Here is a 26,023-nt window from a genome sequence, read left to right as displayed (position 1 = left end):
CCACCTAGTTTAATAGATTGGAGAGAGTGAAGTATCAATGACGCGATCAGCATATTGCTGGTTGCGTCTTTTTCCGATGCTATGGTAAAATTTAGTTGTACATTAAATTGCTCTTGGATGAGCTTGATCCCGAAGAGATAAATGCCCTAGTTGGCGGTATGAATTTGCTTAAGATAGCTATGTCTATCCTTAAGTGGAGGATAGTCGCTTACTGGGCTTTTTTGTGTTTCGGGAGTGGTTTACGAAAAGGCTGGAGAACAAGGATATATTCCTTGCTTTTTCGGCTTTTTTATTTCTCAAGGAGGAGGTATGGCATTTGTCGTATTTGGAACCGCCCGAAAATGAAATTCGTTTTAATGCTGCCTTTTTTGCTCATTCTCTGGAGGGATATGGACTTAGGGATGATAAGGCCAAAAGTCTAGAGAGTTTACTCTCGATCTAGTATCATGAAGGAAAAAGAGGAATCGATGAGCTTAACTGTACTATCAATGCCAGAACAACTAAGATTATTCTAGCGCCGGTAAGGCGCTTTTTTATTGGTGACAATTGGAAATGGATTGTCGATCTATGGAGAGTTATGATATAATCGTGATGTAACCTGTTCTATTTGCTCACTTGACCTATTTATTATAGGCAAGCAGTAGCCCGATGCCGAAGATAGAAACCCTATTGGGTGGAATGATCCCGGAATAAGTCTGTCCATTTTGACTTTACGTCTTTAATGGACAGACCATTCCCTGAGGAAAATCCATCAAATGGGGTTTTTTTATTATAGATATTTCTATATGAGGAGGGGACAGCTTATGCATTGGGCTCTGCTGATCTCCATGGCCATGTGCATTGTTATTCTGATGGCATGGCAGAAAGCAAAAGCCGACATTTCCTTTTTGGAAGGTAAGGCTTTTGATTTTTTAATGAGAGAGGAACACTTGGAACAGGAAGTAGAGATGCTTAAAGCAAGACTTATTCAGCGTCAAGATACTTCGTTTCGACCAGCTGCTCAAAATTACGCTGACCCGTTACATTCAGACGAACCTTACCATGAAATGTATACGGTAATGGATTTGCCTGAACCTCCACAAGATTTGGAGGTAACGGAAATCGGAGAAACTCAAGCAGCATTTCTGAAAAAGCTTGGCGTGGATCTGAATCATGCGGAACTGGAACTTGAAACATTTCATGCTATCCCTCAAATTGAGGAGCAGCCGGAAGAGAGTTACCATTTTGAGCAACCTTCCTTATTTGAAGAGATTGAAATCGCCCATATCTCTTCTGCTCCATCGCTAAATAAAAATGGTCTCTATTTCTGGAAGGGGACTATTGTTCAAAAATTTGGCGAAGATTTTTCTCTAATCTCGAACGGAACCCATCAGTATCATTTTTCCACAGAGAAGCTTCATGGTTTTCAGGTAGGCGATCCTGTAGATTTACATGTATTGGTCAATGATAGGAACAAAGAAGTTGTGAATGTATGGCTATCTGAAAAAGCAGCTATTACAGCATAACTTTCAGGTTGCCCACTTAATTGGGCAACCTTTGTTTCCATCTTTTGACCCATGACCAAAGGCTGTAAAATTTCCAAAATCCATTAGTTTTGTATAACTTTTATCCTAAAAATTGTATTGACAAGAAATGCCTATTTACCATAATATTGAAATCAGTGAATTCCAAATCAATAAGTAGTACTAATTACTACTTTTTGATATTTCATACATAATATTTTATACATTAATCTCGAGGGGATGACTACGATGTTACCGAAACAACTGGTTATTGATCACACGATCGAACTGATAAAAAAGACGATTGTTACCGAGTGTCCTTTTATTACCCAACAAAATTGTGGCGAAAATAAGGGCACGATTATTCTGCACTATACACCTCGTCATGATCTGCCTCGCGTAGAGACAGTGACATCCATTCAGCCGCGGTATGATAAAGGCAGAGTTTTTCTTGATTTCGTGAAAAATGAAATCGATGAAGATAACTTAGCGTGGCAACTAGACCTTATGGAAACTATTTTACAACGAGGCCGAATGAATTCTGGAAGCATCAACTTTTATTTCAGCGGAGGGTGCATTTTTGATATTGAAACCAAGAGCACTAAGCTGGCCAGTGACTATTAGGAGGAGGGATTATTACGTTATTAGCAATTGATAAACTTCCGAGTACCGGTGGAAAAGACTTACTCCCTGGCTTGCCAAGCTCACTAGCGGTTGAAAATTATCTTATGAATATTCTTGGTATCATGCAAAAGTACGGCGTTCTGGTTACCATCATGTGCTGTATTATGTTTATCTTTTTTTATAAACTTTCCAAGATCCGAAAGAACATGGTATTTGCAAAATTTTGGATCCTTAGTTCTTGGGGAATGGTTATTCTGACAATTATCTTTATCTTACTTCCGTACATCGTTCTTGGATTCTACGGGGAATCGGCAAATAGCACTAATTAGTATGATTAAGTACTTTTAACAAGAAAGGGGAAAGCGAGATGGGAAAGCTTTATCAATTTCCTGCGAAGTATAAAAAACGTCCGGATCTAAAGGACCTTTTTGTTAACGATGAAGTGGACACATACTATAAATACTTTACAGACAGCGACGATTGGCAAATAGAAGGGAAGAGACAAACTCTTTATGGCGGATATCCTGATGTCCAACCCTGTGATCCAGTTCGCTCCGATATGGTATGGTACGTTAATCATCAATTCGATTATCAAATTCGCCGTAAAACCCCTTGCTTTAGCCATGGGGATATAAGGCAATTTGCTCTGCATCCCTTTAGGGATGTTAAGAGCAAAATTCTTAAATTCTCTCTTTAAAACATGTTAGATAAACTACATTAAACTAACTATTTGTGGTACAATTTACTGTAGGTGATGACATTGAGTAGAAAAGCAGAAAGTAATCATAATATCGTTTTTGATTGTAAATATCATGTTGTTTTTTGTCCTAAGTATCGAAAAAAGGTACTCAAAGAACCAATTGATACAAGGCTAAAAAGTTTGTTTTTAGAGAAGTCTAAAGCGTTAAACACAGAAATCGTTGAAATGGAAATCATGCCCGATCATGTTCATTTGCTCATCAAATGCGATCCACAGTTTGGAATCCACAAAGTAGTGAAACATTTGAAAGGGTACACGTCAAGAGTGCTAAGACTAGAGTTTAACCATCTAAAAAGTAGACTCCCTTCCCTATCCTCGTATTTTGTTGCAACCGTAGGTACAGTTCAACTGGATGTAATCAAAAAATATATTGAAAGCCAAAAAGAACGAGGTGAATAGTATTGCTTGTTGCCTACAAATACCGAATATACCCAACAAAAGAGCAAAAACAGCAGATACAATTTACTCTTGAACGCTGCCGTTTGTTGTATAACCGGTTACTAGAGGAACGTATTCTTGCCTACAAACAAGAAGGGAAAACACCGAACTACTACGATCAAGCAAACACGTTCAACGAGCGTAAACAACACATTCCGGCATTAAAGCAAGTGCATTCGCAAGTGTTACAGGATGTTGCGAAACGATTGGATAAGGCGTATCAAGCATTTTTTAGACGAGTGAAGCAAGCCGAGACTCCAGGGTTCCCACGTTTCAAACCACAATCGAGGTACGATTCGTTTACCTATCCGCAAGGCGGGTACACAATCCCTGGCAATAAAATAAAGCTATCCAAGATCGGTGAAGTGAAAATAAAACTACATCGAGAACTGCAAGGCAAGATGAAAACCTGTTCCATCATTGTCAAAAACGGAAAATACTATGCTTGTTTTTCGTGTGAGGTTGAAGCCAAACCTTTGCCTATAACAAACATGAAGGTTGGTATAGACTTAGGACTCAAACACCTTGCAATACCATCTGAAGGAAAACCGATAGAATCACCCAAATATCTTCGTCTAAGTGAACAACGATTGAAACATCTACAACGTGCCGTATCCAAAAAGAAAAAAGGTTCGAAACGTAGAAGCAAAGCTGTACATCAATTGGCGAAATTGCATGAGCATGTAGCCAATCAGCGAAAAGATCATGCGCACAAGGTTTCTCGTAAACTCGTAAACCAGTACCAATTGATTGCTTTTGAAGATTTAAACGTATTAGGGTTGGTTAAGAACCATCATCTTGCAAAAAGCATTGTTGATGCAGGATGGCAGCAACTCGTACAATTCGTGATGTACAAGGCTGAAAGTGCCGGTCGTCAAGTGGTGCAAGTGAATCCATACAACACATCTCAACAATGCTCCAACTGTGGTGAAATCGTCAAAAAAACACTATCCGAACGAACGCATCAATGTTCTTGCGGATACGTTGCAGATCGGGACGTAAATGCGGCGATTAACATACTAAACCTAGCTTTGAAAAACGTATCGTAACCTAAAAAAGACTAGGCTTGGATAGAGCCTCCAAGGAGGGGAAAGGTTACGATCCCCGATGATCTGAGAAGCCCCTGCCTTTAGGCATGGGAGCATGTCACTTGATTCGATATAAGTTAGGCTTGCCGTGTGGGCCGAGGAAACGTACTTCTGAAATAATCGATTCTTTAAAGTAATGTACTTTATCTTGTTCATCCGAAACTTTTTGTATAATAACCATTTCAAGTTCTTTGTTTGTCATTTCCCGCTTTCCATAGAAAGATCCTTGTATAATCTGACCATCTTTCAATTCCACTTCAAGAGGTTGTCCTAAGTTGATTATCTGGTTTTGCTTATTAATATGTATATTAAGTTGCATCGTTACCATATTCACTCCTCTCATTATATAATAATAAGCCTATATCTATAAGTAATAAACGTAGATCTATTGCGTCCGGACGCAAAATTATCTCCAAATATAGTATTCACTAGTAAATTGTGTTTTTATACCCATATTCCATATTAACATGATTTGTAATCATATATTTGTAATAGAATAAGACTTACGGTAATGGATTTGCTTGTCTTTTTTTTGTGAATGAGAGTAAAGTTCATTTTCTATCTATAATATTTATTCCGGAATCGCTGGTAAAATCTGAAGGAGAAAGTATCCATCAGGTTTTTTCGTGACTAAGGATCAAACATTTAAGCCTCGATCCCACTCCTGGGACAACTGCGCTTTAATCACATCACCAAACATAATCCACTCCCAATCAGCTTCGCCTGTATAGGGATCTTCGTTATCCAGACGGAAGCTGTCACGCTGGCAGCATGTCACAATGCCGGTCACGCTTCGTGAATCGTACTCAGTGTATAGAGTTAACCTGACCTCTTTTTGGTATCGGTGAGATTGAAAAAGAACAGTGCTAATGATCTCAACTTCTTGATCGTCTAGAACCGGTCGCTCCAGGCGCTTGGACTGAATCTCCAACCTTCGGCTTTGTTCTGCATGCAGGGGAATGGAGAACCGTGAGTATTTCCACAGACCGTCGAGTTTTTTTTCCAATGTGTAACGACCTCCTAATCCATCAAAGCTGCTCACCACAAACGCCCCCCTAAATTCATAAGCATAGTCATCAGTTCTGCCTTTACCAAACTCCTAAGCATACAGAAACGATGGAAATAGCCGCGGACCTTGTATTCTACTTCAATACCCTTTGCATTCATGTCTGTGCTCAATATTTTAATGTCAAGCTTTTTCATCATGTTCCTGGCAATTTGCATTTCTATAAATATCAATTTCTCAACTTCTTTAAGGTAAAAAATAACATGACTGTATACAATCTTGTCCTGATTGATTTGCAATTCAGCGATATCTCTGGCTAGCATATCCAGCAAAATGGGCAGCAGCGTATAGTCTTTGATAACTTGAAAATCTTCTTCGGTTTCAATCCTTGGAATTGTACTCAAATTCATCACCCCAAAAATAAGAACATATATTCGTATTTTGTATTATATAACGAAAAGGTATGGAGTATGCAAGTGAAATTTTTGGAATATAACTTTTTTTCTTTTGCATTCATGGATAAATAAGTAAAACACTTCTCATACTACCCATTAATCTCACTTAAGGAGTGATTTTCTTGGCTAACCGATCTAACAACAACATTCTGGTAGTCCCGCAAGCGCGACAAGGATTAGAGCAATTAAAGTATGAAGTCGCTCAGGGGTTGGGCATTGCGATTCCTCAAGATGGTTACTACGGATATATGACTACAAGAGATACAGGAGCTATTGGTGGCCATATGGTAAGAAGAATGGTACAGATTGCAGAGCAGCAATTGAGTGGCTTAACCCGGTAATTTAAATAAAGACAAATAGACTGTTATCACTCGCCATTCTCTGAGTGATAACAGTCTATTGTATGTTGTTGATTTATAAAACAAATTCAACGAATGATGGAGTTCTCAGCATATTGTTGCGGGTCCAGTTCCGGAATTTAATCCTGGCTTTTAATACGGGCTCCAAATAAACAAAGTGCTTATCTTCTCCGGTTATGAGCTGTTTGGCGATCCCGTAGAATGCCTTTTTATGTTTGGGAGGTACGCCGAGCTCAATGATGCCAGCCGTCCGCTTTGTACCGTTTTCCTCTACTTGTCCAATCCAACCGAAATCATTCTTACGGTACCCCGAGATAAATACTTCAGCATATTCATACCTTACTATCTTCAGCCAATCGGAGCTGCGCTTACTGACGTAAAGACTGTCCTTTCTCTTGGCGACAATGCCTTCCATTTTGTTAGTACAAATAGTGTTGTAAAGGTCGGTTCCATTGTTCTCAGTAGCAGGGATAATGCTGATGTATGGATTCGGCTTTATTATGGATTCCAGTATAGATTTCCGCTTTATCAATGGCATTCGACGCAGATCCCGGTCGTTATGTCTCAAAACATCAAAAACAATATAATGCACAGGCCTATTCTTTACCGCGGCTTTTATTTTTGTTTGCTTGGATAGCTGGAATCTCTCCATGACTCTTTCAAAATCGATTGCTCCAGTATTTGGGTCAATGCTGCAGACTTCCCCATCCAGTATGAAATTATCGCCTGAGACTGCAGGATTCCAGAGCTCCGGATATTGCCGGGTACATTCATTGTTGTGTCTTGTGAATAACCTTGTTTCACCATTCTTGTACGTCATTATCAATCTATGGCCGTCTATCTTAGGTTCGAATAAAAATGCAGGATCGTTAAATGGTTCATCGCTCTTCTCGAGGAGCATTGGAGGAATAAACATAGAAGCATCACCTAAATTAATTTTATCAATAGGCGATAGTTTAGAGGAGTGGTAATTAAAGGAGATTACATGGTAATAGTAAGGAAAATGGTATAATCCCAGTAGGAGGGGATCTATATGTGTGGTAGATTTACGATTGTAGCTACAATGGATGAACTGATCACTCGTTACGATATTGATGAAATTATCTCACCTTTTAACCGACCCAATTATAATGTCGCTCCGACTCAAATGATACCGGCCATCATGATTGACGGTGAAATAACTAAATTGGATCAGTTCAAATGGGGCCTTATTCCTACCTGGGCGAAGAACCCTAAAATAGCTTATACAACAATTAACGCCCGAGCTGAAACTGTAGCTGAGAAACCAGCTTTTAGAAATGCAATAAAGCGTAAACGATGTTTGATACCGACCAGTTCATTTTTTGAATGGAAGAAGATCGGAGCAGATAAGCAGCCTATGAGGATATTACTTAAGAATGAGGATTTTTTTAGCATGGCAGGGTTATATGAGTCCTGGAGAGATCCGGAAGGAAACATAATTAATTCATGCTCAATTATAACGACTACACCTAACGAACTTATGGCTGAAATCCATGATAGAATGCCCGTTTTACTAAAGAAAGAAGATGAAGAATTATGGCTTGATCCGGGGATGACAGAACCTGAAATGGTTCGTCACTTACTTGTACCCTACCCAACTGAAGAAATGAAAGCATATCCGGTTTCAAAAGCAGTCGGGAATGTAAGAAATAACGGAGAAGAGTTGATTAAAGAATGGGTCCAATGAAATAAATTCTTTTTAGCAATTAAGAGCGGCTGCCTACAAACGAAGCCACTTAGCGAACTCTGAATTCGCAAGTGGCTTTTAAATATTTTGACTCATTCATAAACGTAACGGAGTCATTTGTATGAGATTCAATAACACCCGCGTAATCAATGATTTCTCCGTTTTGCCAGACTTCAGTTTTAAGCCCAAACATTATTGCATTATCGAAATCAGCAGTTGTTTTTATAACGAATCCGCTTTTGTACATATCACACCTCCTCAACAGAAGGAGGATATTCAGCTTTTAACTTAGTAGTTTCGAATAAAAATAAAGCTGGTGCCTTATCTGTCCTGTTTTTGATAATATGGCCATAATACTTTCCAAATTTCTCAAACACAAACATTGTTTTACCCAATTCTTCCCGCAAAGGATATTTTTCTAACATAATGCACCTCCGATAAATAGTGATTCTACACATAGAAGTGAATTCCTTCATTATAACGAATAGGTGATCAATGAGATATTAGTCACTATTGCCATCTGTATAAAATTTGCATTATAATTACTGTAATCAAGATGCCTCGGGAGAATGACTCAAGGGCACGCCATTATATGGTGTGCCCCTTTTTATGTTCTATTTCGTGAAGCGGGGTTAATATGAAAAGTTTTATCTTAAGAGAGTAATTTGTCCACTTTTCGATGGAGAACAAGAAATAAAAACCAATGTCTTTGTTGCAGCGCTAAAGGAGAATTTGAGCAATTAATGTTCATAGTTGTAGAGGAAGGGTGATGTAATTGAAATTTCTTGAACTGTTCTCCGGTCAGCAAGGAACCATCATATCTTCTTTGATATTGCTGCCCATTTTCATTCTGATGTGGTTAATAACCCTTCACCTGTATAAACGCAGGAGGAAAAAGTCTTACCTCACACTTACGATAGCACTAACAATGACCCTTCTAGACCGCGGATGTGCGATATGGCTTTCTTTAGGCCCCAAACCTGGGCACTTCATCAAAGTAATAAGAATAGAAAACGCAATAACCTGTTTAGGTAATTGTGCGCTTATACTTCTAATACTTGGCTTTTACCAATTGTACCATGTAACGCAGAAACGTACTCATTGGATCTTCTATGGCTTATGCGCAGCCTCTTGCGGAGCTGAAATTGCTAATGTTTGGATAGGGAGAGCATTTATCTTGATTTTTATTATTGGCAGTTTGCTTGCGTTGGGTGGAAAAGTAGGTAACGATTTTAAATTCCGCTGGGCGCTAGGATCCTTTCTCTTAACTGATGTCATTCAAGTATGGAATGAGCATTTCATGCACCAAGCAGCTAATTGGGAAACGTTTTTAGAGAAGGCATTGCCTGCTTTATCCTATTCCATTCTCTTTTTCCTTTTGCTTGAACGTGTAATCGAGGTCATGCAAATGTCTTATATTTCTTCCATCACGGATGCACTTACAGGGCTATATAATCGTCGTCATTTTTATTTATCCGTTGAAAAATCCATACGTACCGATCAGAAACCGTCCATAATCTTCTCCGACATCGATAATTTTAAGCGATTGAACGATACGAAGGGCCACAAAGCTGGTGACGATGTTTTAAAGCAGGTGGCGACTATTGTTAAAGAGGAAGTCGGTGGAATAGGCTTGGCGGGGCGCTATGGAGGGGAAGAGATCGTAGCTATGATTTCCGATCCGAGCATAGATATGAAGCAACTGACTGAGCGCATTCGTTTTAGGATTGAAAAGGAAACGATAGTTACTGTTAGCATTGGATACAGCAAATTAGAAGGTAAGGGTATCACGCATGATGTGTTAATTAAACAGGCAGACATAGCAATGTACCAAGCGAAAACAACGGGGAAAAATAAGTGTGTCCGATTTGCATCTTGATTTATGAGTGGATTTGAGGTGGTGGTTTGAGAACAACGCCATGAATCGTTAATTCGTTTGAAATGTGGACGAACTCATTGGGAAAACGATTCCGCGACGGATCCATAGTAATGATGTTTCTCGCATTATTAATCAGCAGTGTAGACATTCTATCAAACCCTTTCTATGTAAAATATTCCAAATTCCTCAATTGATAAAAAAACCCTAACTACGAACGCAATACGAAGAAAATATTGCGTTCGTAGTTAGGGTTTTTTCGGTCCCTAGTAGAGCCCCCAAACCAATTTTTGAGGTTATACGAACTTTTTTCTATTCAATTATTATTGTTATGATATGTGAACATTTTATATATGTCAATTTGTCGGCTTACCCTACTTTAGGTAACTTTACTATATATAACTATCTAACTAATATTTCAGTACTTTTCAGCTTTAGGGAACTTCGATATGATACTAGATATAGCGGCATATTAATAATAGAGGAGTGGTAACATGAAATACCGGAGATTGGGCGGAAGCGGCTTGAAGGTTAGCGAAATCAGCTTGGGAAGCTGGTTGACCTATGGAGGATACGTCGAAAAAGAAAACGCGGTTAATTCCATTTATAAAGCTTATGACCTAGGCATCAATTTCTTCGATACGGCCAACGTATATGAGAGAGGCGAAGCCGAGAAGGTAGTAGGGGAAGCGTTAAAGCCGTATCCCCGCGATTCTTATGTGCTTGCAACGAAAGTATTTTGGCCAATGGGCGATGGTCCTAATGATCGCGGATTGTCCCGCAAGCACGTATTCGAGCAGCTGCATGCCAGCTTGAAACGGCTCGGCACCGACTACGTGGACATTTACTATTGCCACAGATACGACCCGGCAACTCCTGTGGAAGAGACGCTTCGCACGATTGACGATCTCGTAACACAGGGCAAAATTTTGTACGCCGGGGTCAGCGAATGGACAGCAGCGCAAATAGCGGAAGGGCTCGCCGTCTCCGATAAATATTTGCTCGACCGCATTGTCGTCAACCAGCCGGTCTACAACATGTTGAACCGTTACATCGAAAAAGAGATCATCCCGCTCGGAGAAAAGCAAGGCGTCGGTCAAGTTGTATTCTCGCCGCTGGCGCAAGGCCTGCTGACGGGCAAATACAAGTCTGCGTCGGATTTTCCGCAGGACAGCCGGGCTGCGAAGCTGGAAAATATACGTAACGGCATCACCGAGGATAAGATCGAAAAAGTCGTCCAACTCGCAAAAATCGCCGGCGAACTGGACATTACCGTCGGCCAGTTGGCGCTCGCCTGGATTTTGCGCCAGCCGAACGTGGCCAGCGCGCTCGTCGGAGCGAGTCGTCCCTCGCAGGTTGAAGAAAACACGAAAGCCTCTGGAATCGAGCTGCAACAAGACGTTCTCGACCGTATTGAAACGATTCTTGCATCATAAAATGATTTTGTATAAATAAATGAAAAACCGCCCTTTATCTTGCCAAGAAAGCAGGATGGAAGAGCGGTCTTTTTTTAAGAGGGTAACCGGGTTATCGTTAGTTAATGAATTGCAAATATTGAAGCATCCGCTTCAACATGACCGCCGCTTGAGGCTGGGACGTTTTCAGAGGTCAAAGAAATCTTATGCCAATCGAACCAATCCCGCCAAGAGCACACGAACGTTCCCTGATTTGCAAGTAAAACGTCTGCGGTTTGAATACCGATATCGTCGAAACAAAGGGAGTAGCTGCGCCCTAAAGAGAGGGGCACTGGATGAACAATCATTTTGCCTAGGCGGAGCGGGTGAAGTTTGACCTTTTTCGCAAATTCGGGCTGATCGCAGCAGCCGGAGACCGTCATTTGGCCGAATTCATGCCGCATTCCTGGTATTGAAGAATCCGGAAATGTCTAGCGACACAAATGTTCCTACATAACATTAGAGTAAAATGCTTGAGAAATCAGGCTTTTCTTTTTTATTGTAGGAGGATTTGTGTCGTGGAAAAACGCACAAAACTTCCTACATTGTGGTGATCGCAGGTTTTAATTGATCATCGCTAAGCTAACGGGCAGGAGAGTTAAATAGGGGAGGACAAAATTGGTCCTCTCCTATTTGCCATTATTCGTTTTTGGTTTTGATTTCAACGTGGTACTGACTTTAAATAACCGGTACATTTAATAGATTACGTAAATGCTTGACATCGCTACTCGGCGGACGTCCAAACATTCGGGCGTATTCCCGACTGAACTGGGAAGGGCTTTCGTAACCGACGCGAAATCCGGCATCGGCGGCGTCCAAAGATTCCGTAAGCAACAAACGGCGTGCTACTTGTAGTCGGAGGATCTTCTGATACTGCAGGGGGCTCAAAGTGGTTACCTTTTTGAAGTGTTTGTGCAAGGATGAGGGGCTCATGTTTACTTCCTTCGCCAATTCTTCAATCAGGAGAGGCTTGGAATAATCACTGTTAATCAGATGAATCGCTTTTGAGATGCGATAGGCCTGGCTGCCGATATAGGCGAATTGCTTAATTAACTCTCCCTGCTCGCCTTGTAGCACCCTATAAAGAATCTCACGGATGATGAGTGGCGCAAGGATCGGAATATCCCCAGGCGTATCTAAAAGTTTGACAAGCCGGAGTATAGCATCTAGCAGCGGGGGGGTGAATTTATTTACTAAAATGGCGCGTTCCGTCTTCCCGTTCCATTTCTGATTGGTCTCCTTGACGATATCCAGAATGATATCTGCGTTGAAGTCTAATTGAAGACTCAGGTAAGGGACTTGCGGAGTGGCCTCAGTAATCTTTCCGATAATCGGCAGATGAACGGAGCTGACGAAATAGGTGGCCGGATCGTACCGGTAGCTTTCTCCGGCCAATGTGGCGGTCTTAGAGCCTTGTGCGATAACGCAGAGAGAGGGCATGTTAATGGTATGTATCGGCTCCGATACATGGGATGAGCGCCTGAAACGAAGCTCAGGCAGAGCTGAAGCGTGCGTGCCGTCCGATGGGGAATGACGCTGAATCAGCATAGCCAGTTCTTGTTGATAGGCCGCAATAGCAGGGGGAGCAATGAGTTGGTTCATGTTCAGCGTTCCTTTCACGTGCAGTCTGATGAGCACAGTGTAGCAATTCGGATAGGATTAGGCAAGGAACGGACATGAATAGTCTACCTGTTTCGAATGGATAATATCTATAATTTACAGGGCAGGTCAACAGGAAAGCCTTTACCAATAAGTAAAAGAAAGAAGGATTCGGATATGAGTTTTGAAGAGAACTTCTTGACGGGAATCAAAGACAAGGTCATCGCAATTACGGGCGCAAGCAGCGGAATTGGCGAGGCAACTGCGCTTCTGCTCGCTGAGCGCGGCGCGAAAGTTGTGCTTGGGGCGCGCGGATTGGATCGCCTTGAGACTGTGGCGGCTCGCATCGCGAATATGGGCGGTGAAGTCGTTTATGCACGCACAGACGTGAAACGACGCGACGACCTAACCGCCCTCGTCAAGCTGGCATGCGAACGGTTCGGCAAACTTGATGCTCTGGTCAACAACGCCGGCGTTATGCCAATTTCCCCCCTCGATGACCTGCGCGTCGAGGATTGGGAGGAGATGATCGACGTTAACATTAAAGGTGTTTTGTACGGCATCGCTGCAGCGCTGCCTGTCTTTCGCAAGCAGGGCTTCGGACATTTCGTCAACACCGCTTCTACAGCTGGACATAAGACTGTACCGAACCAGTCGGTCTATTCCGGCACGAAGTTCGCCGTGCGCGCCATCTCCGAGGGTTTGCGCCAGGAGGCCGGCGATAAGCTGCGCGTGACGATCATCTCGCCTGGCTTCGTTAGGACAAACTTTGCCGAAGGTGTGACAAATCCGGAGATGAGAGTCCAACTCGAAGCGTCCCGGGACAAGTTCGCGCTGCCGCCTGATGCGATTGCTCGCGCTATTGCGTTCGCGATCGAGCAGCCGGCCGACGTTGATGTGAGCGAGATTATTGTCCGTCCCACTGCGCAGGGTTAACTCCGTCTCGAAGATGCGAGGTGAAACTAATTAGATACGTCGAATCTTTTGTAGCGAATTGGGGTCTTAAATGAACACCCCAAAACACCCATTATTATTGGTGGACGGAATAAAGTGTTAAGCTAACGGAGAACGATAGTGGAGGAGCTTGTTTCGTGGCAGCTCCTCTTTTCTAATGGCTCTTTTTATAAATATTGCTGCTATTTTTACATTCCTATTTTAACTTCTGTCTCTATGCAGGAAAATTTTGTGATACTGTGGAATAAGTTGGATTTACAATTATATTTAGGAGGTTCCATTAATGGAAGATTGCTTAATATGCAACCGTATTAACATGATTAAAGAAGGCATAAATAAATATTTTGTAGCTGAACTCGAAACGGGCTATGTGGTGATTGGAGACCATCAATATTTCGAAGGCTATACACTGTATATTTGTAAGGTACACAAGAATGAGCTTCACGAATTAGATAGCGATTATAAGCAGAAGTTTCTAGATGAAATGAGTAAAGTATCTGAAGCAGTTTATAGAGCGTTCAAGCCAGACAAGCTTAACTACGAACTTCTTGGAAACGGTGATTCACATATGCATTGGCACATTTTCCCCAGACGATTGACTGAAACCAACCCCAAATTTCCTGTTTGGTGGACTCCAAAAGATACCATGTATTCAGAAAGTGTTAAACCAAGTAACGATGCATTGGAAGAATTAAAGAATAAGTTATTAGTTGAGTTGAATAAAGTTGTCTAATCCCTAATCAAGCCGTCTTAAAAGTATGTACAGTGGTGAAAGTGACTTTTTACATGTAGTTTTAAGGGGGAGAAAAGTGAAAGATTATATTAAAGAATTAAGAAGTTTCGTTGGCAAAAGACCGATTCTCTTGTGCGGTGCAAGTGTGATTATATTTGATGAAGAAGGCAAAGTTCTTATGTTACACAGGGCTGATAATCACAGTTGGTGTTTCCCAGGTGGTGCGGTTGAGCTTGGAGAGAAAGTAGAGGAAGCGGCTATGCGAGAAGCATATGAAGAGACAGGATTAAAAGTTGAGGTTGAAGACTTAGAGTTATTTGGCGTGTTTTCGGGACCAGACTTACATTATATATATCCGCATGGAGATGAAGTCTACAACGTAGATATTGTATATATAACTAACAAATTTAGTGGTAAAGTCAAGATAAATAATGAAAGTAGGAAAGGTTCATTCGTACATATCTTTGATATTCCTAAAGAAATAAGTCCGCCAGTTATACCAATTGTAAACGAACTGAAAAAAAGAATGTGTGTTAAATAATGAATAATTTGTTCTCACGAATTAACTTGGTCTTTTTCTTATTAAGCTAGATAACAATAGTGAAGAAGCTTGCTTCGTGACAGCTTCTCTTGGCAGTATTGCGGAAGACATTATTTTTGGAGGTGTGCCTAGTGAGTGACATAATTGATTATTATTCAAGTTTTGATGAGTGGGGACGGTTAGATAGAGAACCACTTGAATTCATGATTAACTGGCATTTTATTAAGACTAACCTTCCTCCTAAAGGCAAAATTCTCGACAACGGGGCGGGACCAGGGAAATACTCGATGGAGTTAGCGAAACTTGGATATAACGTAACAATTACTGATTTAACACCAAGGTTAGTTAATGTAGCAAAGGAAAAAGCAACTGAACTCGGTCTTGTAAATAATTTTTCGGATTTTCTAGTCAAAGATGCAAGAGATTTATCTGGTTTAGAATCGGATCAATTTGATGCTTCACTTATGTTAGGGCCACTATATCATCTACAAAATGAACAAGACCGAGTTAAAGCTGTTCAGGAACTTCGAAGGGTTACAAAAGATGGAGGTACGGTTTTTGTTGCAATCCGGCCACGAATAAGTAAGGTTCTAACTACATTAATGTTCCCAACACAATGGAAGCCATTAGACGGTATGGCAGAAATAAATGAATTTAAAAAAACGGGTGTGTTTAATCATGCAGACAAAGGCAGGTTTACAGGAGCATATTTTTTTAATATTGAAGATATCAAACCTTTTTTTGAAAGCAATGGCTTTGAAACATTAAAATTACTTTCTTCGGCAGGTATAGGTGGAAGATTAACTAAAGAAAATTGGGACTACTGGTCTTCACGTGGTGAAGAAGAAATGCTTATGGAATTAATTTATGAATCAGCTGAAGACCCTTACATATTAGGAGCAACGGCTTCACATTTACTGTATATCGGTAGAAATGTTTAATCTTGTTGAACGACGGGGTACGATAGCTGAATAAAAAAAGAGAGGCGACCGACACAACTATCGGTCGCCTCGCTGCACTAACGGGCAGTATAGTTGAGTTACAAAAATTGGAAAAAGTTATTGCCTTAGTGTATATTTAGTATAGTATTTATTTCGGAATAATCACCGACTGGAGGATTGAACTATATGAAATTCCTTATGGCGGTCCTAATAATACTGTGTGCAGTAATACCGACCTACTATTACATTAAACTCCGTGGATGGAAGAAGAAATTGTAAAATTTTTTCTGCACTAACGCAGAACGATAGCAAAATGGCGGTTGCTTCGACAGCCGCTTTTTATTGCTCCGAACAGGCAGATTCGTTCAATAGCCTAATGGTAAAAAGTAACAATTTTGTTATTCAGTACGTCTAAGAATTGGAGGTGCTTATATGCGGATTTTTGCAATTATCATATCCATTGCTATTATAACTACGGGATGTACAATAACAGACAGAAAAAACACTCCAGAAAACACAGTACACGTAAATAAGATCCAACTTGCCCCGGCAATCGAAACCCCGACAGCAACTGTTTTGCAATCGCCAGAGGATTTCCTAAACTCTAAAGGTCTCAAGGTGAAGGGAGAACCGGAGAAGTTCACCGTACAGGTGCCTCAAAACTGGGACGTAAAACTGGGCGAATTTCCGCAGGGTTTGTTTTGGCGGCTTGCCAACGAATATTCCAAAGACGCGGGCCTTGACTTGGTTCAGTTAAAAGGGAAAACCGTGGTAGTTTGGCGTTATGCATTGGCCGAAGGACTGCGTGCCCCGAATCCACAAAACAACTTCGATTACCCTTCCAATGTCGTGCTACTTGTCGACTCGGGGAATACGGCCGGCGCCTGGCTCGCCTTCAATTATTTCAGCATTGGACCTTCTGTAAATAAACGGTACTTGCCCGAAATCACCGGTCTGCCATTCGATAAGTGGGTCGCGCTGCAAGGCTTATTCAGCGATCCCGGCAAGAACGCGGATTTGGGGGCGATGGGTCCGACAGAAGTGCTTGCGGCGTTCCTGAAAGCTGCGGACGAGGGCAACAAAACACGGGCTTATGCATGCCTGAGTCCAAATGAAATGTTGAACTCGCTAATCGTGAATATTGCCGGAAAGCCGCTGCTCTACAATTCCGGATTCGGCGAGAACAACTCTATGGTTGAAAATCTCCTTATGGCAAAACCCACTTCCTTCAAGCTCATGGACCCCCAGACCATAACCGAAATCAACGACATTGGGGACCGCACGACTTTAGAAATCGAGGTTCGGCTCAGGCTTAAATGGAGGGACAATGCATTCAATACACATAATGACGATGAAGCCGGTATCAATACTCGCTTCGCTATAATGATGAAATTCGCAAACGGCTGGAAAGTCAGCGAATTCGGCACAGGTCCGTGAGCGGAGGAACAAATGGACGAAAAGTTCGAAAATTATTTAGTCCTAAATGTTACGGTAAGATAGCTGAATAAACATCAGGAAAATATCAATCAGGTCGATTCAGCTAACGGAGAACGAGAGCGGAGGAGTTGACTAGTTGCAGCTCCTTTTTTGGTTTATTGAAGTAACGGGCAGTTTAGCGGAATGTTTAGAAGGAAAATGGGTTATCTAAAACGTATAATAATTCAAATAAGATAAAAGGCAAGGGTAGCAAAAAAGGAGGTACTTTATGTATGAAATTAAAGCTATGACAATACAAGATTATGAAGGTGTTTCAAAGTTTTGGAGTGAGGTCAAAGAATTTACGATCTCATTGGAATTTGATAGTAAGAACAGAATTGATTCATATCTTAGAAGGAATCCAGGATTCAGCAGTATTGCATATTTTAATGGAGAAGTAGTGGGCACAGTTTTGTGTGGACATGATGGACGACGTGGTTCGTTGTATCATGTCGTAGTTTCTAAAGATCATAGAAAAATGGGGTTATCAAAACAAATGATCGAAAGATGTATAAATTGTTTAACAGAAGCGGGAATAGATAATGGATTTTTATTTGTAAGCACAAAAGATGAAAATGCTCTTTCTTTTTGGAATCACAATGGGTGGCGTCCATTTACTGAGGTAGTCTATCATTACAAGAATTTTGATTGAACTAACGGATACCATAGTTCAATACCAAACAGGGCTGACAAAATAAGTTGAAATAATTATATGTGAATAAAGATAAAAGCCACTCCCAATAAATGGAGTGGCATTTTAACAGAATCTTTCATTGAACTATGCTTATTTGATGCTTGAACCACTTTCTTTAATTCATGGCTTATTGCTTCGCTTTGGCTAGAATATCGCTCTTAAATCTTTGATAAGACAATTGATACAATTATTCCAATAATACCAATCCAAAACAAATATGATTTTAAAATCCGTCCCAGCATGCTATCTTGTCTAGTTGTGACCTCTTTATGGTTTTGTGCCATTTGTAAGTCAGTAATAGCACCAGTGAACCCATCATTGTTCATTTGTATCGCCGTCGTCCCTCGTTTACCTGGTCCATACAATATGAATGTAATTACAAGAAGAAGTAACGAACCCATAAACAAATAATCTGAGATTTGTCTTAACATTAGCGACCACCTTTCCCTAACTAATTAACATATTATACCATTTTATCATTTGATTGCAATCATTTTACCACACTTGTATTGAAGGTGGTTTTGCTGACATCACATCTATGCAACGTTTACGTCATTAAGCTAACGGATAATGATAGTGCAACGAACGGGCAGAATAGCGTAACAAAACCACCAGATTTTACTGCTACCTTAGATGAGATAATAAATTCTGTATTGTCACAATATTTTCACTGTGAACATGCAGGTTAAATGTTACTATATAGAAAATAATGGGTTAACTTCTATTGAAGAGGGTGAAAACTTTGGGACAAACTGGTTTTGTAAATGTTAACAGTATAGATGTTTATTATGAAGTCTCTGGGGAAGGAAAACCGCTTGTACTTCTACACGGATTTCCATTGGATAGTCGTATGTGGGAACCGCAAATGGATGCTCTGTCTAAAAAGTTCCAAGTAATTCGATTTGACATGAGAGGTCTAGGGAAAACAATTGACCCTGGTTTGCCTTTTACATTTTATGAGGATCTCCATGCTTTGCTTATAAAGTTGGATATCCAAAGTGCTAATTTTATAGGTGTTTCATTTGGTGGTTATGCAGGTGTAGAATTCGCATTGGCATATCCAGACATGGTACAAAGTCTAATTCTTGTTTGTTCAGGCGGTTTCGCCCCAATATCCGAGGACAGGCAATTGCTGATGAAAAAGTTCTATGAAGAATTGAGCTCAGGAAATATTGAGAGAGCATTAGAAATAAACCTTCATTTATTTTTAGATGGTCCAAAACAGGATATAGGTCGAGTACAAATAAATAGGGAATGGTTAAAAGAGATTTTTCGTGATATATATAGCAAACCCATGAATCAGAGCAAACCAAAATGGTTGGATCCTCATCCTAGTGAACGTTTATCTGAAGTGCAAGTACCGACTTTAGTAGTTTCAGGGGAATTAGACCATCTCGATTTTATAAAAACAGCAGATTTGTTAGTAACCAATATCCCTAATGCGAAACACTTAACATTTAAAAACTCAGCCCACTTCCCTAACATTGATAGTCCAGATGAGTTTAATGAAATAGTGACGTCTTTTATAAATAATAATTAAGGAATCACTTCAAAGCGATAGGGAACAAAATCTTATCGCTTATTTATTTTATGTAACATTGTCTTTATGAAGCAAAAACAAAAAAGGATGAACGTCATCGTTGAGCTAACGGATACAAGAGGTGAGAATGGTCATGGGATTTGAAGTATTCTTAAAAGACTATCACGAAGATCATTGGCTCAAGTTTGTAGACAATTGCAGTAAAAGTGTTGTTGAGAGTGAAATCGAATTCGGTGATATCAGTGTACCGAAAGATATTGCGATTGTACTGAACTATAGACTTAGGAATCATGCTAGAACATGGTTATTTAAATCGGTACCAGCTTTAGATAACGTCAAGCCTATCGATTTATTGAATAGTGAAGAGGGCAAAAACATACTGAGGGTTGCACTTATGCGGATGCCTGATTAGGTTGATGAAGGTGAGATTATGATGCATCCAGCAGCCCTTCGTTACGCTAACGGAGAACGATAGCTCAATAAAGGATTCTATACAACCGATGAAGGAGCTGCCGCGGCAGCTTCTTTTGACATGCTCACAAAATAAGTGGTTTTGTACATATATACCTTCACACAAGTAAGGGAGGGGATTTTTATAATGTCTCGTCATAATGGTGGATCAAGAATCTTTGCAAAGGTATTAACGAGGCATTTCACAAACTACTATTTCAGAAATAAGAAACGCACGAATAAACCCAAGTTGGGTTGCATGATATGGTTTATGATTATATTTGTCATCCTAGCGTTAATATCAATTGCAGGATATGTATTCAATCCTTAAAAGGCAGCATCCCTTTTGTGTAAATGTCCAAAGAGAAAGTACCCGGATGCATTACTTAGCGTACGATTATTTCCGTTTCGTGAGGTGACCCCTACATGATCATAACTTTACTTAGGAGGCACTTTATGACAATTCTTGATTCCCTTTTGCGTGAGTATCATTTGAATGAAATTTTTGAAAGCAATTGCTATGCACTTAGTATAAAAGGTAGCCGGGTTTTTGTTCGTTCATGGAATGGTGAGGAAGATGCCGGTTCACAGTTAATTAAACAAATCGATGACATGCTGGTAAAAGAGCTTGTTACTGCATTAGAAAAATTGGCTCTTCGGAAAATATAGTTGAATGACGCTCAATAACATTGTTATATCGGACTTTGTGGTTGAAAAATCTCAGATGTAATTAGGAAAATGAAATGAAAGGTGCCGCGATGCAATTTGAACCACTTACTCTATTTTGCAAAATTGTATATATCTCATCATTTCTGATTGCCATTCATTTGCTTTTCCAATTGCTCATTCAGCTTCTGAAGAGCCACTTTGAAGGAGCGTTCAATCGTAGTTAGATCATGTGTCTCTAAAGCTTCAAGCAACTGTTTCATGCTTTCAATGAAAAAGACGGTTTTCCTTAAACTGCTTAGCACAATAATCTTTTTTAATTCCCGCGATGTAAAGACTCTATATCCGTTTTCCGGATTCCGCTTAGCGCGAATAAGCCCCTCCTTTTCCCAATGTCGAATAGCGGATGGGTTTACCCCAGCGATAACGGCGACCTCCCCGATTTTCATTTCATCCGTGACCTGAATATTCCTATACATGGAGAAATCAGTTTGATGAATGAGGCTCATGACCTCCTCGACTCGTTGCTTCTCAACCTGAATGTTGTACTGTTGTAAATTGATCATCCAAAGTGCTTGTTCAACGTGACCTTTTTTTAATAAGTTCATGACATCGTAGGCGATAGGCAGATCGAATCCTTTGATCAAGGACCGTAAAGCAAGGAAAGCTTGAACATGCAACGGAGTATAATATCTTCTATTACTGGCTGTCCGAGGTACGTCAGGCACCAAATCGAGACTTTCATATCTTCGCAAGGTTGTGGTGCTGACATGAAGTCTCTTGGCCATCTGTTTCGGCGTAAAGGTTTTGTCCATCTGCGACACCTTTCTTAAAGTCAAACTCTAAAGTACGGCAACAATATTATAAGAGACAATGGCCGTCCACACAAGGATTCTTGGTATATCAAATGAAATCTTGCATGAATGTTATATGATCGAAGTTGGAATGAAAAATCGAGGAGGAAAACTTAATGGAAAAGGGTCATTTTGCTTTAACGTACCGGAACCTAAAGCCCGGCGAATTCATTACGTTCGGCACGTATCCGCAGTCTGTAGACGGTAAAGAACTGGCGATTAAATGGCGTGTTCTTCAAAATTCAGGAAGCGAGCTGTTTGTTTTGAGTGAGTATATTTTGGACTGCAAGAGGTATCACGGCAAGAGCGCGGATCTGAAGTGGCGTGATTGCATGGAAATTACGTGGCATGACTGCGATTTGCGCGAGTGGCTGAATAATGAATTCTATAACGCCGCATTAAATGCCGCCGAAAAGCAATTCATAAAGACGACTCATTGCACGGACAACGGAGAGGGCTGCCCGGATACGGAGGACAAGGTCTTTCTGCTTAGCGTTGCCGAGATAAAAGATTTATCTGAGATCCACGGCAAGGATTTGAGGCGCGCTGTTGGAACCGATTTTGCCAAGACGAAAAAGCCCGATGGATGCAGCTTATATGTATATGAAAAAACGAACAAAGATGACTATATCATCAGAGACGGCGAAGAAGTTGGCTGTTCCTGGTGGTGGCTGCGAACACAAGGAAACAAGCCTTCACGTGCGTTTTTTGTAGGTACAGGTTGCAGTATTCGCAGCTATGGGAATAACAGTATAGACGGTTATGGTGTGCGTCCTGCTTTAAAAATGAATCTTCCATGATAAAGATGGAAAACGAGCACATCCCCAGCCAACTATGAATGTAAAGTGGTGGAGTTATTAATATGGGTAAACGAATGATTTCAGCGAGATCCGAGACCCTAGGTTCGTCACTATGCGTCGCGGTGGTACCTTGCAGGATACGGATCATCATCTTCTTGCAATATGGGCGGCCGATTGGACAAAACATGTGCTACATTATTTCGAGCAAGCACAACCAAATGACGACCGTCCGCGCCGAGCAATTGAACTCACTCACGCTTGGGTTCGGGGCGAAATAACAATGACTCAAGCACGTAAGGACACCTTTGCTGCTAACGCCGCAGCCAGAGAGGTGACCGGCGCTGCAAGGGAAGCGGCTCACGCTGGACAAGCCGTGGCAGTGGCGCATGTAGCCGCTCACGAGTTGGGTGCAGCAGCCTATGGGATTAGGGCCATACGTGCGGCGGTTCCTGAAGATGAGCGTGATGAGTCTGGTCGCCGGGAGTGCCGGTGGCAACGTGCACAACTTCACGACCAAATACGGGAGCTCGTACTTGACGACCAGAGGTTGCGAAATGAGGACTGCTGGTATTTATTCACTTACTGATCAGTTCGATGATGGCAATAGACACCCGATTATTATTGCTCAATCATCTCTATCGGTTGAATACAGAAGTATATGGTGCATGAATTTATATAATAAAATAGGTCATGTTTTCAAGGAGGTAAGACATGGATTACATTTCTCCGAAAGAAGCGGCGTTAAAGGTGAAACGCTGGCCTAAAGATACCATAGCGGCGGGTCGTCGTCATACCGTTGGGCTTAAATCTGACGGAACGGTGACGGCTGTGGGTGATAATAAATATGGCCAATGTGATGTAAGCGGCTGGCGCGATATTGTGGCGGTCGCGGCTGGTAATGTTCATATGGCGACGAACACGGGTAATGCTCATACAATCGGTCTTAAATCTGACAGTACTGTGGCGGCTGTGGGTTGGAATAAGCATGACCAATGCGATGTAAACGACTGGCGCGATATTGTAGCGGTTACGGCGGGTTGGCGTCGTACCATTGGGCTTAAATCGGATGGCACGGTGGTAGCAGTGGGCCGAAATAATGAAGGTGAATGCAATGTAAGCGGCTGGCATGATATTGTGGCGGTCGCGGCGGGTGACTGGCATACCATCGGTCTTAAATTGGACGGCACGGTGACGGCTGTGGGTAATAATCGGTATCGCCAATGCAATGTAAGCGGCTGGTGCGATATTGTGGCGGTCGCGGCGGGTTATCTTCATACAATCGGTCTTAAATCGGACGGTACGGTGGCGGCTGTGGGTTGGAATAAGCATGACCAATGCGATGTAAGCGGCTGGCGCGGTATTGTGGCGATAGCGGCGGGTAGTAATCATACCATCGGCCTTAAATCGGACGGTGCTGTGGCGGCTGTGGGTTGGAATGAGCATGGCCAATGCAATGTAAGTGGCTGGCGCGATATTGTGGCGGTTGCGGCGGGTTGCGCTCATACTCTCGGCCTTAAATCGGACGGCACGGTGGTTGCTGTGGGTGATAATGAATATGGCCAATGCGATGTAAGCGGCTGGCGCGGCATCCAACTGCCCGGCAATTAGTTTTTCAAAATTAATAGCTCGAAATCTTAAAAAAGGGCAAATAAAAATAAACCCAGGAAAACCATTGTAAGTTACATTACAGAAGGGAGCGCTGAATTCAGATACGATGGACTCATCTAACCGAAAGGATTGAGTACCATGGGAGCGGTTGTGTTAACAAAAGATACTTTTTTAACAAGCAAGTTGAACGAGGAGCTACGTTAGTGGATTTCTGAGCACCTTGGTGCGGCCCATGTAAGATCCAACTACCGATCGTCGAGGAATTGGCTCAAGAAATGGGCCGTCAGGCCACCATTGCGAAGGTGAATATAAATAACGAACCGGAGCTAGCGTCTGAATACGGGGTAATGAGCATTCCGACTTTGCTTATGTTCAAAGACGGAAAATTGGTGGACACGATGGTAGGAGTTCATAGCAAGGAATTTTTGAAGAACAAATTGGAACAATAATAAAAGCAATAAACAGGAGGAGTATCATGAAAAAATTTGCCATTATCTTGCACGCATCTGAAAAGGAATCGGGGAGAGCGCTGCATGCTTTATTATATGCACAGGAACTGAAAGAAGCCGGTAACGAGGTAAAGGTCATTTTTGATGGTGCCGGAACCGTATGGGTTAAACATTTTGAAGATCCTGCAAACAAGTACAATCCTTTATATAAAGCTGTAAAAAACCTTGGCGTCATCACAGGGGTTTGCGAATATTGCGCTGGTGCATTTGGTGTCAGCGAAGAAGTGAAAACATCCGGCTTGACGATGCTTGGGGATCGAAACGGACATCCAAGTATTGCGCAATTAGCATCTGAGGATTATCAAATTATTACACTGTAACAAAAACCTAAGGACCGCTGAGACTGTGGGTCACCACAGCTGGCGGTCCTTTGTTGTGTAAGTTAACTTACAGTAGGATTTGGTCATTGTATGTTATATTCAATACGTAGTCATTCCTTCTTACAAGGAGTAATTGAATAATGAGTATCAAAGTCTATTGGAGAGAACATTGTAGCCAGTGCAAAAGCGTCATAGAATATTTTGAAGAGAAGAAATTGCCGGTTGATACAATCGATGTAACGTATGATCAAGATAAATTTCAAGAAATGCTCAGTTTGGGCGGGATTGCCACGCCGCTGATTGTGATTGGAGAGCATGTCATTCATTCGTTTGACCGTCAGAAACTGGATCGAATGTTGGAGGGAGTCCATTGAATAAACTTTGGTATTTATCGCAAATCAGCCTTTTTGATGCGCTGCCTATGGAAGATCTTATGGAAATCGATAAAATGAGTCCAATGACCAAATTGAAAAAAGGTGAGTTAATCCAAACTCCTGAGACTTTCCATGAAGGGTTGTACATGATCAAGGAAGGTAAGCTCAAGTTATATAAAATGAATTCGGACGGCAAGCAATTTATCGTGAGCATTTTGGGTGCAGGGAATGTGTTCGGTGAAATCGACTCCTTTTCTCTCGGGACTCGGGATACGTTTATTGAAACCATGGAGAATACGCTTCTCTGTTCGCTTGGGAAAGAACAATTTGAGCAGTTGCTGATCGATCGGCCTCATCTCGCCGTGAAAATAATGAAAGAGCTAAGCACGCTTTTACAGGAAAGAGATGCTCTTCTTGTCCAGTTGGCTATGGGCAATGTTCGAGATAAAGTGCTGCATTTGCTGGTCAATTTAGCGAGAAAGTTCGGAGTACGTGAAGAGAAATATCATAATATTGATATGCCATTATCCCATCAAGAGATAGCCAATATGATCGGTTCCACCCGTGAAACCGTTACGGTCGTCTTAAACGAATTGTCTAAAGAAAGTGTGATTCAAACCGGTAGAATGTCCGTCCATATCGATATCGAACGGGCGGAACAAATGCTAAACGTTTAAAAGGAAGGAAGGAGTGT

34 protein-coding genes, 2 pseudogenes and 1 riboswitch are annotated in these 26,023 nt (G+C 41.4%); of the genes and pseudogenes, 27 read left to right on the top strand and 9 right to left on the bottom strand.

Annotated elements, in window-relative coordinates:
* Window positions 1-316: 316 nt before the first annotated feature.
* From BLV33_RS30540 to BLV33_RS27410, 6 genes are all read left to right on the top strand, one after another.
* Window positions 317-442: a hypothetical protein gene (locus BLV33_RS30540; RefSeq protein WP_290439087.1), complete on the top strand. Its 126-nt coding sequence runs from the start codon at window positions 317-319 to the stop codon at window positions 440-442.
* Window positions 443-851: 409 nt separating this feature from the next.
* Complete coding sequence (locus BLV33_RS27435) at window positions 852-1,505, top strand: hypothetical protein (RefSeq protein WP_139305854.1); 654 nt, start codon at window positions 852-854, stop codon at window positions 1,503-1,505.
* 246 nt (window positions 1,506-1,751) lie between these two features.
* Window positions 1,752-2,126, top strand: coding sequence for a hypothetical protein (locus BLV33_RS27430; protein WP_090799498.1), 375 nt, complete (start codon window positions 1,752-1,754; stop codon window positions 2,124-2,126).
* A 367-nt stretch (window positions 2,127-2,493) separates the two neighbouring features.
* On the top strand, window positions 2,494-2,823 hold the full coding sequence (locus BLV33_RS27420; RefSeq protein WP_090799495.1) for a hypothetical protein: 330 nt from the start codon (window positions 2,494-2,496) through the stop codon (window positions 2,821-2,823).
* A 57-nt stretch (window positions 2,824-2,880) separates the two neighbouring features.
* Window positions 2,881-3,285, top strand: coding sequence for an IS200/IS605 family transposase (gene tnpA / locus BLV33_RS27415; RefSeq protein WP_139305869.1), 405 nt, complete (start codon window positions 2,881-2,883; stop codon window positions 3,283-3,285).
* A gap of 2 nt (window positions 3,286-3,287) precedes the next feature.
* Window positions 3,288-4,373 (top strand): RNA-guided endonuclease InsQ/TnpB family protein, encoded by a 1,086-nt coding sequence (locus tag BLV33_RS27410; protein WP_090799492.1) that lies wholly within the window; start codon window positions 3,288-3,290, stop codon window positions 4,371-4,373.
* A gap of 97 nt (window positions 4,374-4,470) precedes the next feature.
* Here the strand turns inward: BLV33_RS27410 and BLV33_RS27405 are convergent, their stop codons facing one another.
* The 3 genes from BLV33_RS27405 to BLV33_RS27395 form a co-directional block, all read right to left on the bottom strand.
* Entirely contained in the window at window positions 4,471-4,740 is a 270-nt protein-coding gene (locus BLV33_RS27405) for a hypothetical protein (protein ID WP_090799490.1), read from the bottom strand.
* Between the two features lie 309 nt (window positions 4,741-5,049).
* The gene (locus BLV33_RS27400; RefSeq protein WP_171909400.1) at window positions 5,050-5,418 is read right to left on the bottom strand and encodes a YolD-like family protein; all 369 of its coding nucleotides are present in this window, start codon (window positions 5,416-5,418) and stop codon (window positions 5,050-5,052) included.
* A gap of 32 nt (window positions 5,419-5,450) precedes the next feature.
* On the bottom strand, window positions 5,451-5,822 hold the full coding sequence (locus BLV33_RS27395; protein WP_090799487.1) for a YhjD family protein: 372 nt from the start codon (window positions 5,820-5,822) through the stop codon (window positions 5,451-5,453).
* Between the two features lie 173 nt (window positions 5,823-5,995).
* Between BLV33_RS27395 and BLV33_RS27390 the strand changes: the two genes are divergently transcribed.
* Window positions 5,996-6,214, top strand: a complete 219-nt coding sequence (locus BLV33_RS27390; RefSeq protein ID WP_090799485.1) for an alpha/beta-type small acid-soluble spore protein — start codon at window positions 5,996-5,998, stop codon at window positions 6,212-6,214.
* A gap of 73 nt (window positions 6,215-6,287) precedes the next feature.
* Here BLV33_RS27390 and BLV33_RS27385 read toward each other — a convergent pair whose 3' ends face one another.
* A complete protein-coding gene (locus BLV33_RS27385; protein WP_090799484.1) occupies window positions 6,288-7,148 on the bottom strand; it encodes an ATP-dependent DNA ligase in 861 nt (286 codons plus the stop codon).
* Between the two features lie 117 nt (window positions 7,149-7,265).
* Between BLV33_RS27385 and BLV33_RS27380 the strand changes: the two genes are divergently transcribed.
* Entirely contained in the window at window positions 7,266-7,940 is a 675-nt protein-coding gene (locus BLV33_RS27380; protein ID WP_090799482.1) for an SOS response-associated peptidase, read from the top strand.
* 49 nt (window positions 7,941-7,989) lie between these two features.
* On the opposite strand, the gene BLV33_RS27375 is transcribed toward BLV33_RS27380, so the two are convergent.
* Together BLV33_RS27375 and BLV33_RS29570 are read right to left on the bottom strand one after the other, a co-directional pair.
* Entirely contained in the window at window positions 7,990-8,187 is a 198-nt protein-coding gene (locus tag BLV33_RS27375; protein ID WP_090799481.1) for a hypothetical protein, read from the bottom strand.
* 1 nt (window position 8,188) lies between these two features.
* Complete coding sequence (locus BLV33_RS29570) at window positions 8,189-8,365, bottom strand: hypothetical protein (RefSeq protein WP_171909399.1); 177 nt, start codon at window positions 8,363-8,365, stop codon at window positions 8,189-8,191.
* A 350-nt stretch (window positions 8,366-8,715) separates the two neighbouring features.
* Here BLV33_RS29570 and BLV33_RS27370 point away from each other — a divergent pair, with 350 nt between their 5' ends.
* From BLV33_RS27370 to BLV33_RS29060, 3 genes and pseudogenes are all read left to right on the top strand, one after another.
* Window positions 8,716-9,819, top strand: a complete 1,104-nt coding sequence (locus BLV33_RS27370) for a GGDEF domain-containing protein (RefSeq protein WP_090799479.1) — start codon at window positions 8,716-8,718, stop codon at window positions 9,817-9,819.
* A 222-nt stretch (window positions 9,820-10,041) separates the two neighbouring features.
* A riboswitch (purine riboswitch) is annotated at window positions 10,042-10,140 on the bottom strand.
* Window positions 10,141-10,310: 170 nt separating this feature from the next.
* The gene (locus BLV33_RS27365) at window positions 10,311-11,252 is read left to right on the top strand and encodes an aldo/keto reductase family protein (RefSeq protein WP_090799477.1); all 942 of its coding nucleotides are present in this window, start codon (window positions 10,311-10,313) and stop codon (window positions 11,250-11,252) included.
* Between the two features lie 302 nt (window positions 11,253-11,554).
* Window positions 11,555-11,671 (top strand): annotated as a pseudogene (locus BLV33_RS29060) (hypothetical protein); the annotation flags it as partial.
* Between the two features lie 277 nt (window positions 11,672-11,948).
* Here the strand turns inward: BLV33_RS29060 and BLV33_RS27360 are convergent.
* A complete protein-coding gene (locus BLV33_RS27360) occupies window positions 11,949-12,872 on the bottom strand; it encodes an AraC family transcriptional regulator (protein WP_090799475.1) in 924 nt (307 codons plus the stop codon).
* A gap of 174 nt (window positions 12,873-13,046) precedes the next feature.
* Between BLV33_RS27360 and BLV33_RS27355 the strand changes: the two genes are divergently transcribed.
* The 6 genes from BLV33_RS27355 to BLV33_RS27330 all read left to right on the top strand — a co-directional run bounded on the left by BLV33_RS27355 (window position 13,047) and on the right by BLV33_RS27330 (window position 18,166).
* Entirely contained in the window at window positions 13,047-13,805 is a 759-nt protein-coding gene (locus BLV33_RS27355) for an SDR family oxidoreductase (RefSeq protein WP_090799474.1), read from the top strand.
* Window positions 13,806-14,106: 301 nt separating this feature from the next.
* The gene (locus tag BLV33_RS27350) at window positions 14,107-14,556 is read left to right on the top strand and encodes an HIT family protein (RefSeq protein WP_090799472.1); all 450 of its coding nucleotides are present in this window, start codon (window positions 14,107-14,109) and stop codon (window positions 14,554-14,556) included.
* Between the two features lie 76 nt (window positions 14,557-14,632).
* Window positions 14,633-15,097 carry an NUDIX hydrolase gene (locus tag BLV33_RS27345; protein ID WP_090799471.1) on the top strand — a complete coding sequence of 155 codons (465 nt, stop codon included), beginning with the start codon at window positions 14,633-14,635 and terminating at the stop codon, window positions 15,095-15,097.
* 131 nt (window positions 15,098-15,228) lie between these two features.
* Window positions 15,229-16,038: a class I SAM-dependent methyltransferase gene (locus BLV33_RS27340; protein WP_090799469.1), complete on the top strand. Its 810-nt coding sequence runs from the start codon at window positions 15,229-15,231 to the stop codon at window positions 16,036-16,038.
* Between the two features lie 432 nt (window positions 16,039-16,470).
* Window positions 16,471-17,475 carry a DUF4830 domain-containing protein gene (locus tag BLV33_RS27335; protein WP_090799468.1) on the top strand — a complete coding sequence of 335 codons (1,005 nt, stop codon included), beginning with the start codon at window positions 16,471-16,473 and terminating at the stop codon, window positions 17,473-17,475.
* A 268-nt stretch (window positions 17,476-17,743) separates the two neighbouring features.
* Window positions 17,744-18,166, top strand: a complete 423-nt coding sequence (locus BLV33_RS27330) for a GNAT family N-acetyltransferase (RefSeq protein ID WP_090799466.1) — start codon at window positions 17,744-17,746, stop codon at window positions 18,164-18,166.
* A gap of 200 nt (window positions 18,167-18,366) precedes the next feature.
* On the opposite strand, the gene BLV33_RS27325 is transcribed toward BLV33_RS27330, so the two are convergent.
* Window positions 18,367-18,639: a hypothetical protein gene (locus tag BLV33_RS27325; protein ID WP_090799465.1), complete on the bottom strand. Its 273-nt coding sequence runs from the start codon at window positions 18,637-18,639 to the stop codon at window positions 18,367-18,369.
* 311 nt (window positions 18,640-18,950) lie between these two features.
* On the opposite strand from BLV33_RS27325, the gene BLV33_RS27320 reads away from it, so the two are divergent.
* The 3 genes from BLV33_RS27320 to BLV33_RS27310 all read left to right on the top strand — a co-directional run bounded on the left by BLV33_RS27320 (window position 18,951) and on the right by BLV33_RS27310 (window position 20,867).
* The gene (locus BLV33_RS27320; RefSeq protein WP_090799464.1) at window positions 18,951-19,748 is read left to right on the top strand and encodes an alpha/beta fold hydrolase; all 798 of its coding nucleotides are present in this window, start codon (window positions 18,951-18,953) and stop codon (window positions 19,746-19,748) included.
* Between the two features lie 133 nt (window positions 19,749-19,881).
* The gene (locus BLV33_RS27315) at window positions 19,882-20,160 is read left to right on the top strand and encodes an antitoxin Xre/MbcA/ParS toxin-binding domain-containing protein (RefSeq protein ID WP_171909397.1); all 279 of its coding nucleotides are present in this window, start codon (window positions 19,882-19,884) and stop codon (window positions 20,158-20,160) included.
* A 494-nt stretch (window positions 20,161-20,654) separates the two neighbouring features.
* Window positions 20,655-20,867, top strand: coding sequence for a hypothetical protein (locus tag BLV33_RS27310; RefSeq protein ID WP_090799462.1), 213 nt, complete (start codon window positions 20,655-20,657; stop codon window positions 20,865-20,867).
* Window positions 20,868-21,004: 137 nt separating this feature from the next.
* Here the strand turns inward: BLV33_RS27310 and BLV33_RS27305 are convergent, their stop codons facing one another.
* Complete coding sequence (locus BLV33_RS27305) at window positions 21,005-21,679, bottom strand: MerR family DNA-binding transcriptional regulator (RefSeq protein ID WP_253187283.1); 675 nt, start codon at window positions 21,677-21,679, stop codon at window positions 21,005-21,007.
* A gap of 155 nt (window positions 21,680-21,834) precedes the next feature.
* Between BLV33_RS27305 and BLV33_RS27300 the strand changes: the two genes are divergently transcribed.
* The 7 genes and pseudogenes from BLV33_RS27300 to BLV33_RS27270 all read left to right on the top strand — a co-directional run bounded on the left by BLV33_RS27300 (window position 21,835) and on the right by BLV33_RS27270 (window position 26,006).
* On the top strand, window positions 21,835-22,518 hold the full coding sequence (locus BLV33_RS27300; RefSeq protein ID WP_090799460.1) for a DUF6273 domain-containing protein: 684 nt from the start codon (window positions 21,835-21,837) through the stop codon (window positions 22,516-22,518).
* Between the two features lie 112 nt (window positions 22,519-22,630).
* Window positions 22,631-23,104, top strand: coding sequence for a putative immunity protein (locus BLV33_RS27295; RefSeq protein WP_090799459.1), 474 nt, complete (start codon window positions 22,631-22,633; stop codon window positions 23,102-23,104).
* A 125-nt stretch (window positions 23,105-23,229) separates the two neighbouring features.
* A complete protein-coding gene (locus BLV33_RS27290; protein WP_090799457.1) occupies window positions 23,230-24,126 on the top strand; it encodes an RCC1 domain-containing protein in 897 nt (298 codons plus the stop codon).
* 138 nt (window positions 24,127-24,264) lie between these two features.
* A pseudogene (trxA, locus tag BLV33_RS27285) lies at window positions 24,265-24,575 on the top strand (thioredoxin).
* Window positions 24,576-24,601: 26 nt separating this feature from the next.
* Window positions 24,602-24,955: a DsrE family protein gene (locus tag BLV33_RS27280; RefSeq protein ID WP_090799456.1), complete on the top strand. Its 354-nt coding sequence runs from the start codon at window positions 24,602-24,604 to the stop codon at window positions 24,953-24,955.
* 140 nt (window positions 24,956-25,095) lie between these two features.
* Window positions 25,096-25,329: a glutaredoxin family protein gene (locus tag BLV33_RS27275; protein ID WP_090799454.1), complete on the top strand. Its 234-nt coding sequence runs from the start codon at window positions 25,096-25,098 to the stop codon at window positions 25,327-25,329.
* The gene (locus tag BLV33_RS27270) at window positions 25,326-26,006 is read left to right on the top strand and encodes a Crp/Fnr family transcriptional regulator (RefSeq protein WP_253187282.1); all 681 of its coding nucleotides are present in this window, start codon (window positions 25,326-25,328) and stop codon (window positions 26,004-26,006) included. Before BLV33_RS27275 ends, BLV33_RS27270 begins: the two co-directional genes overlap by 4 nt.
* Window positions 26,007-26,023 lie beyond the last annotated feature (17 nt).

It is taken from the genome of Paenibacillus sp. GP183 (genome assembly GCF_900104695.1).
Taxonomy (GTDB): Bacteria; Bacillota; Bacilli; order Paenibacillales; family NBRC-103111; genus Paenibacillus_AI.
The sequence above is the reverse complement of the archived record's forward strand: the minus strand, read 5'-3'. Positions and strand labels throughout refer to the sequence as shown.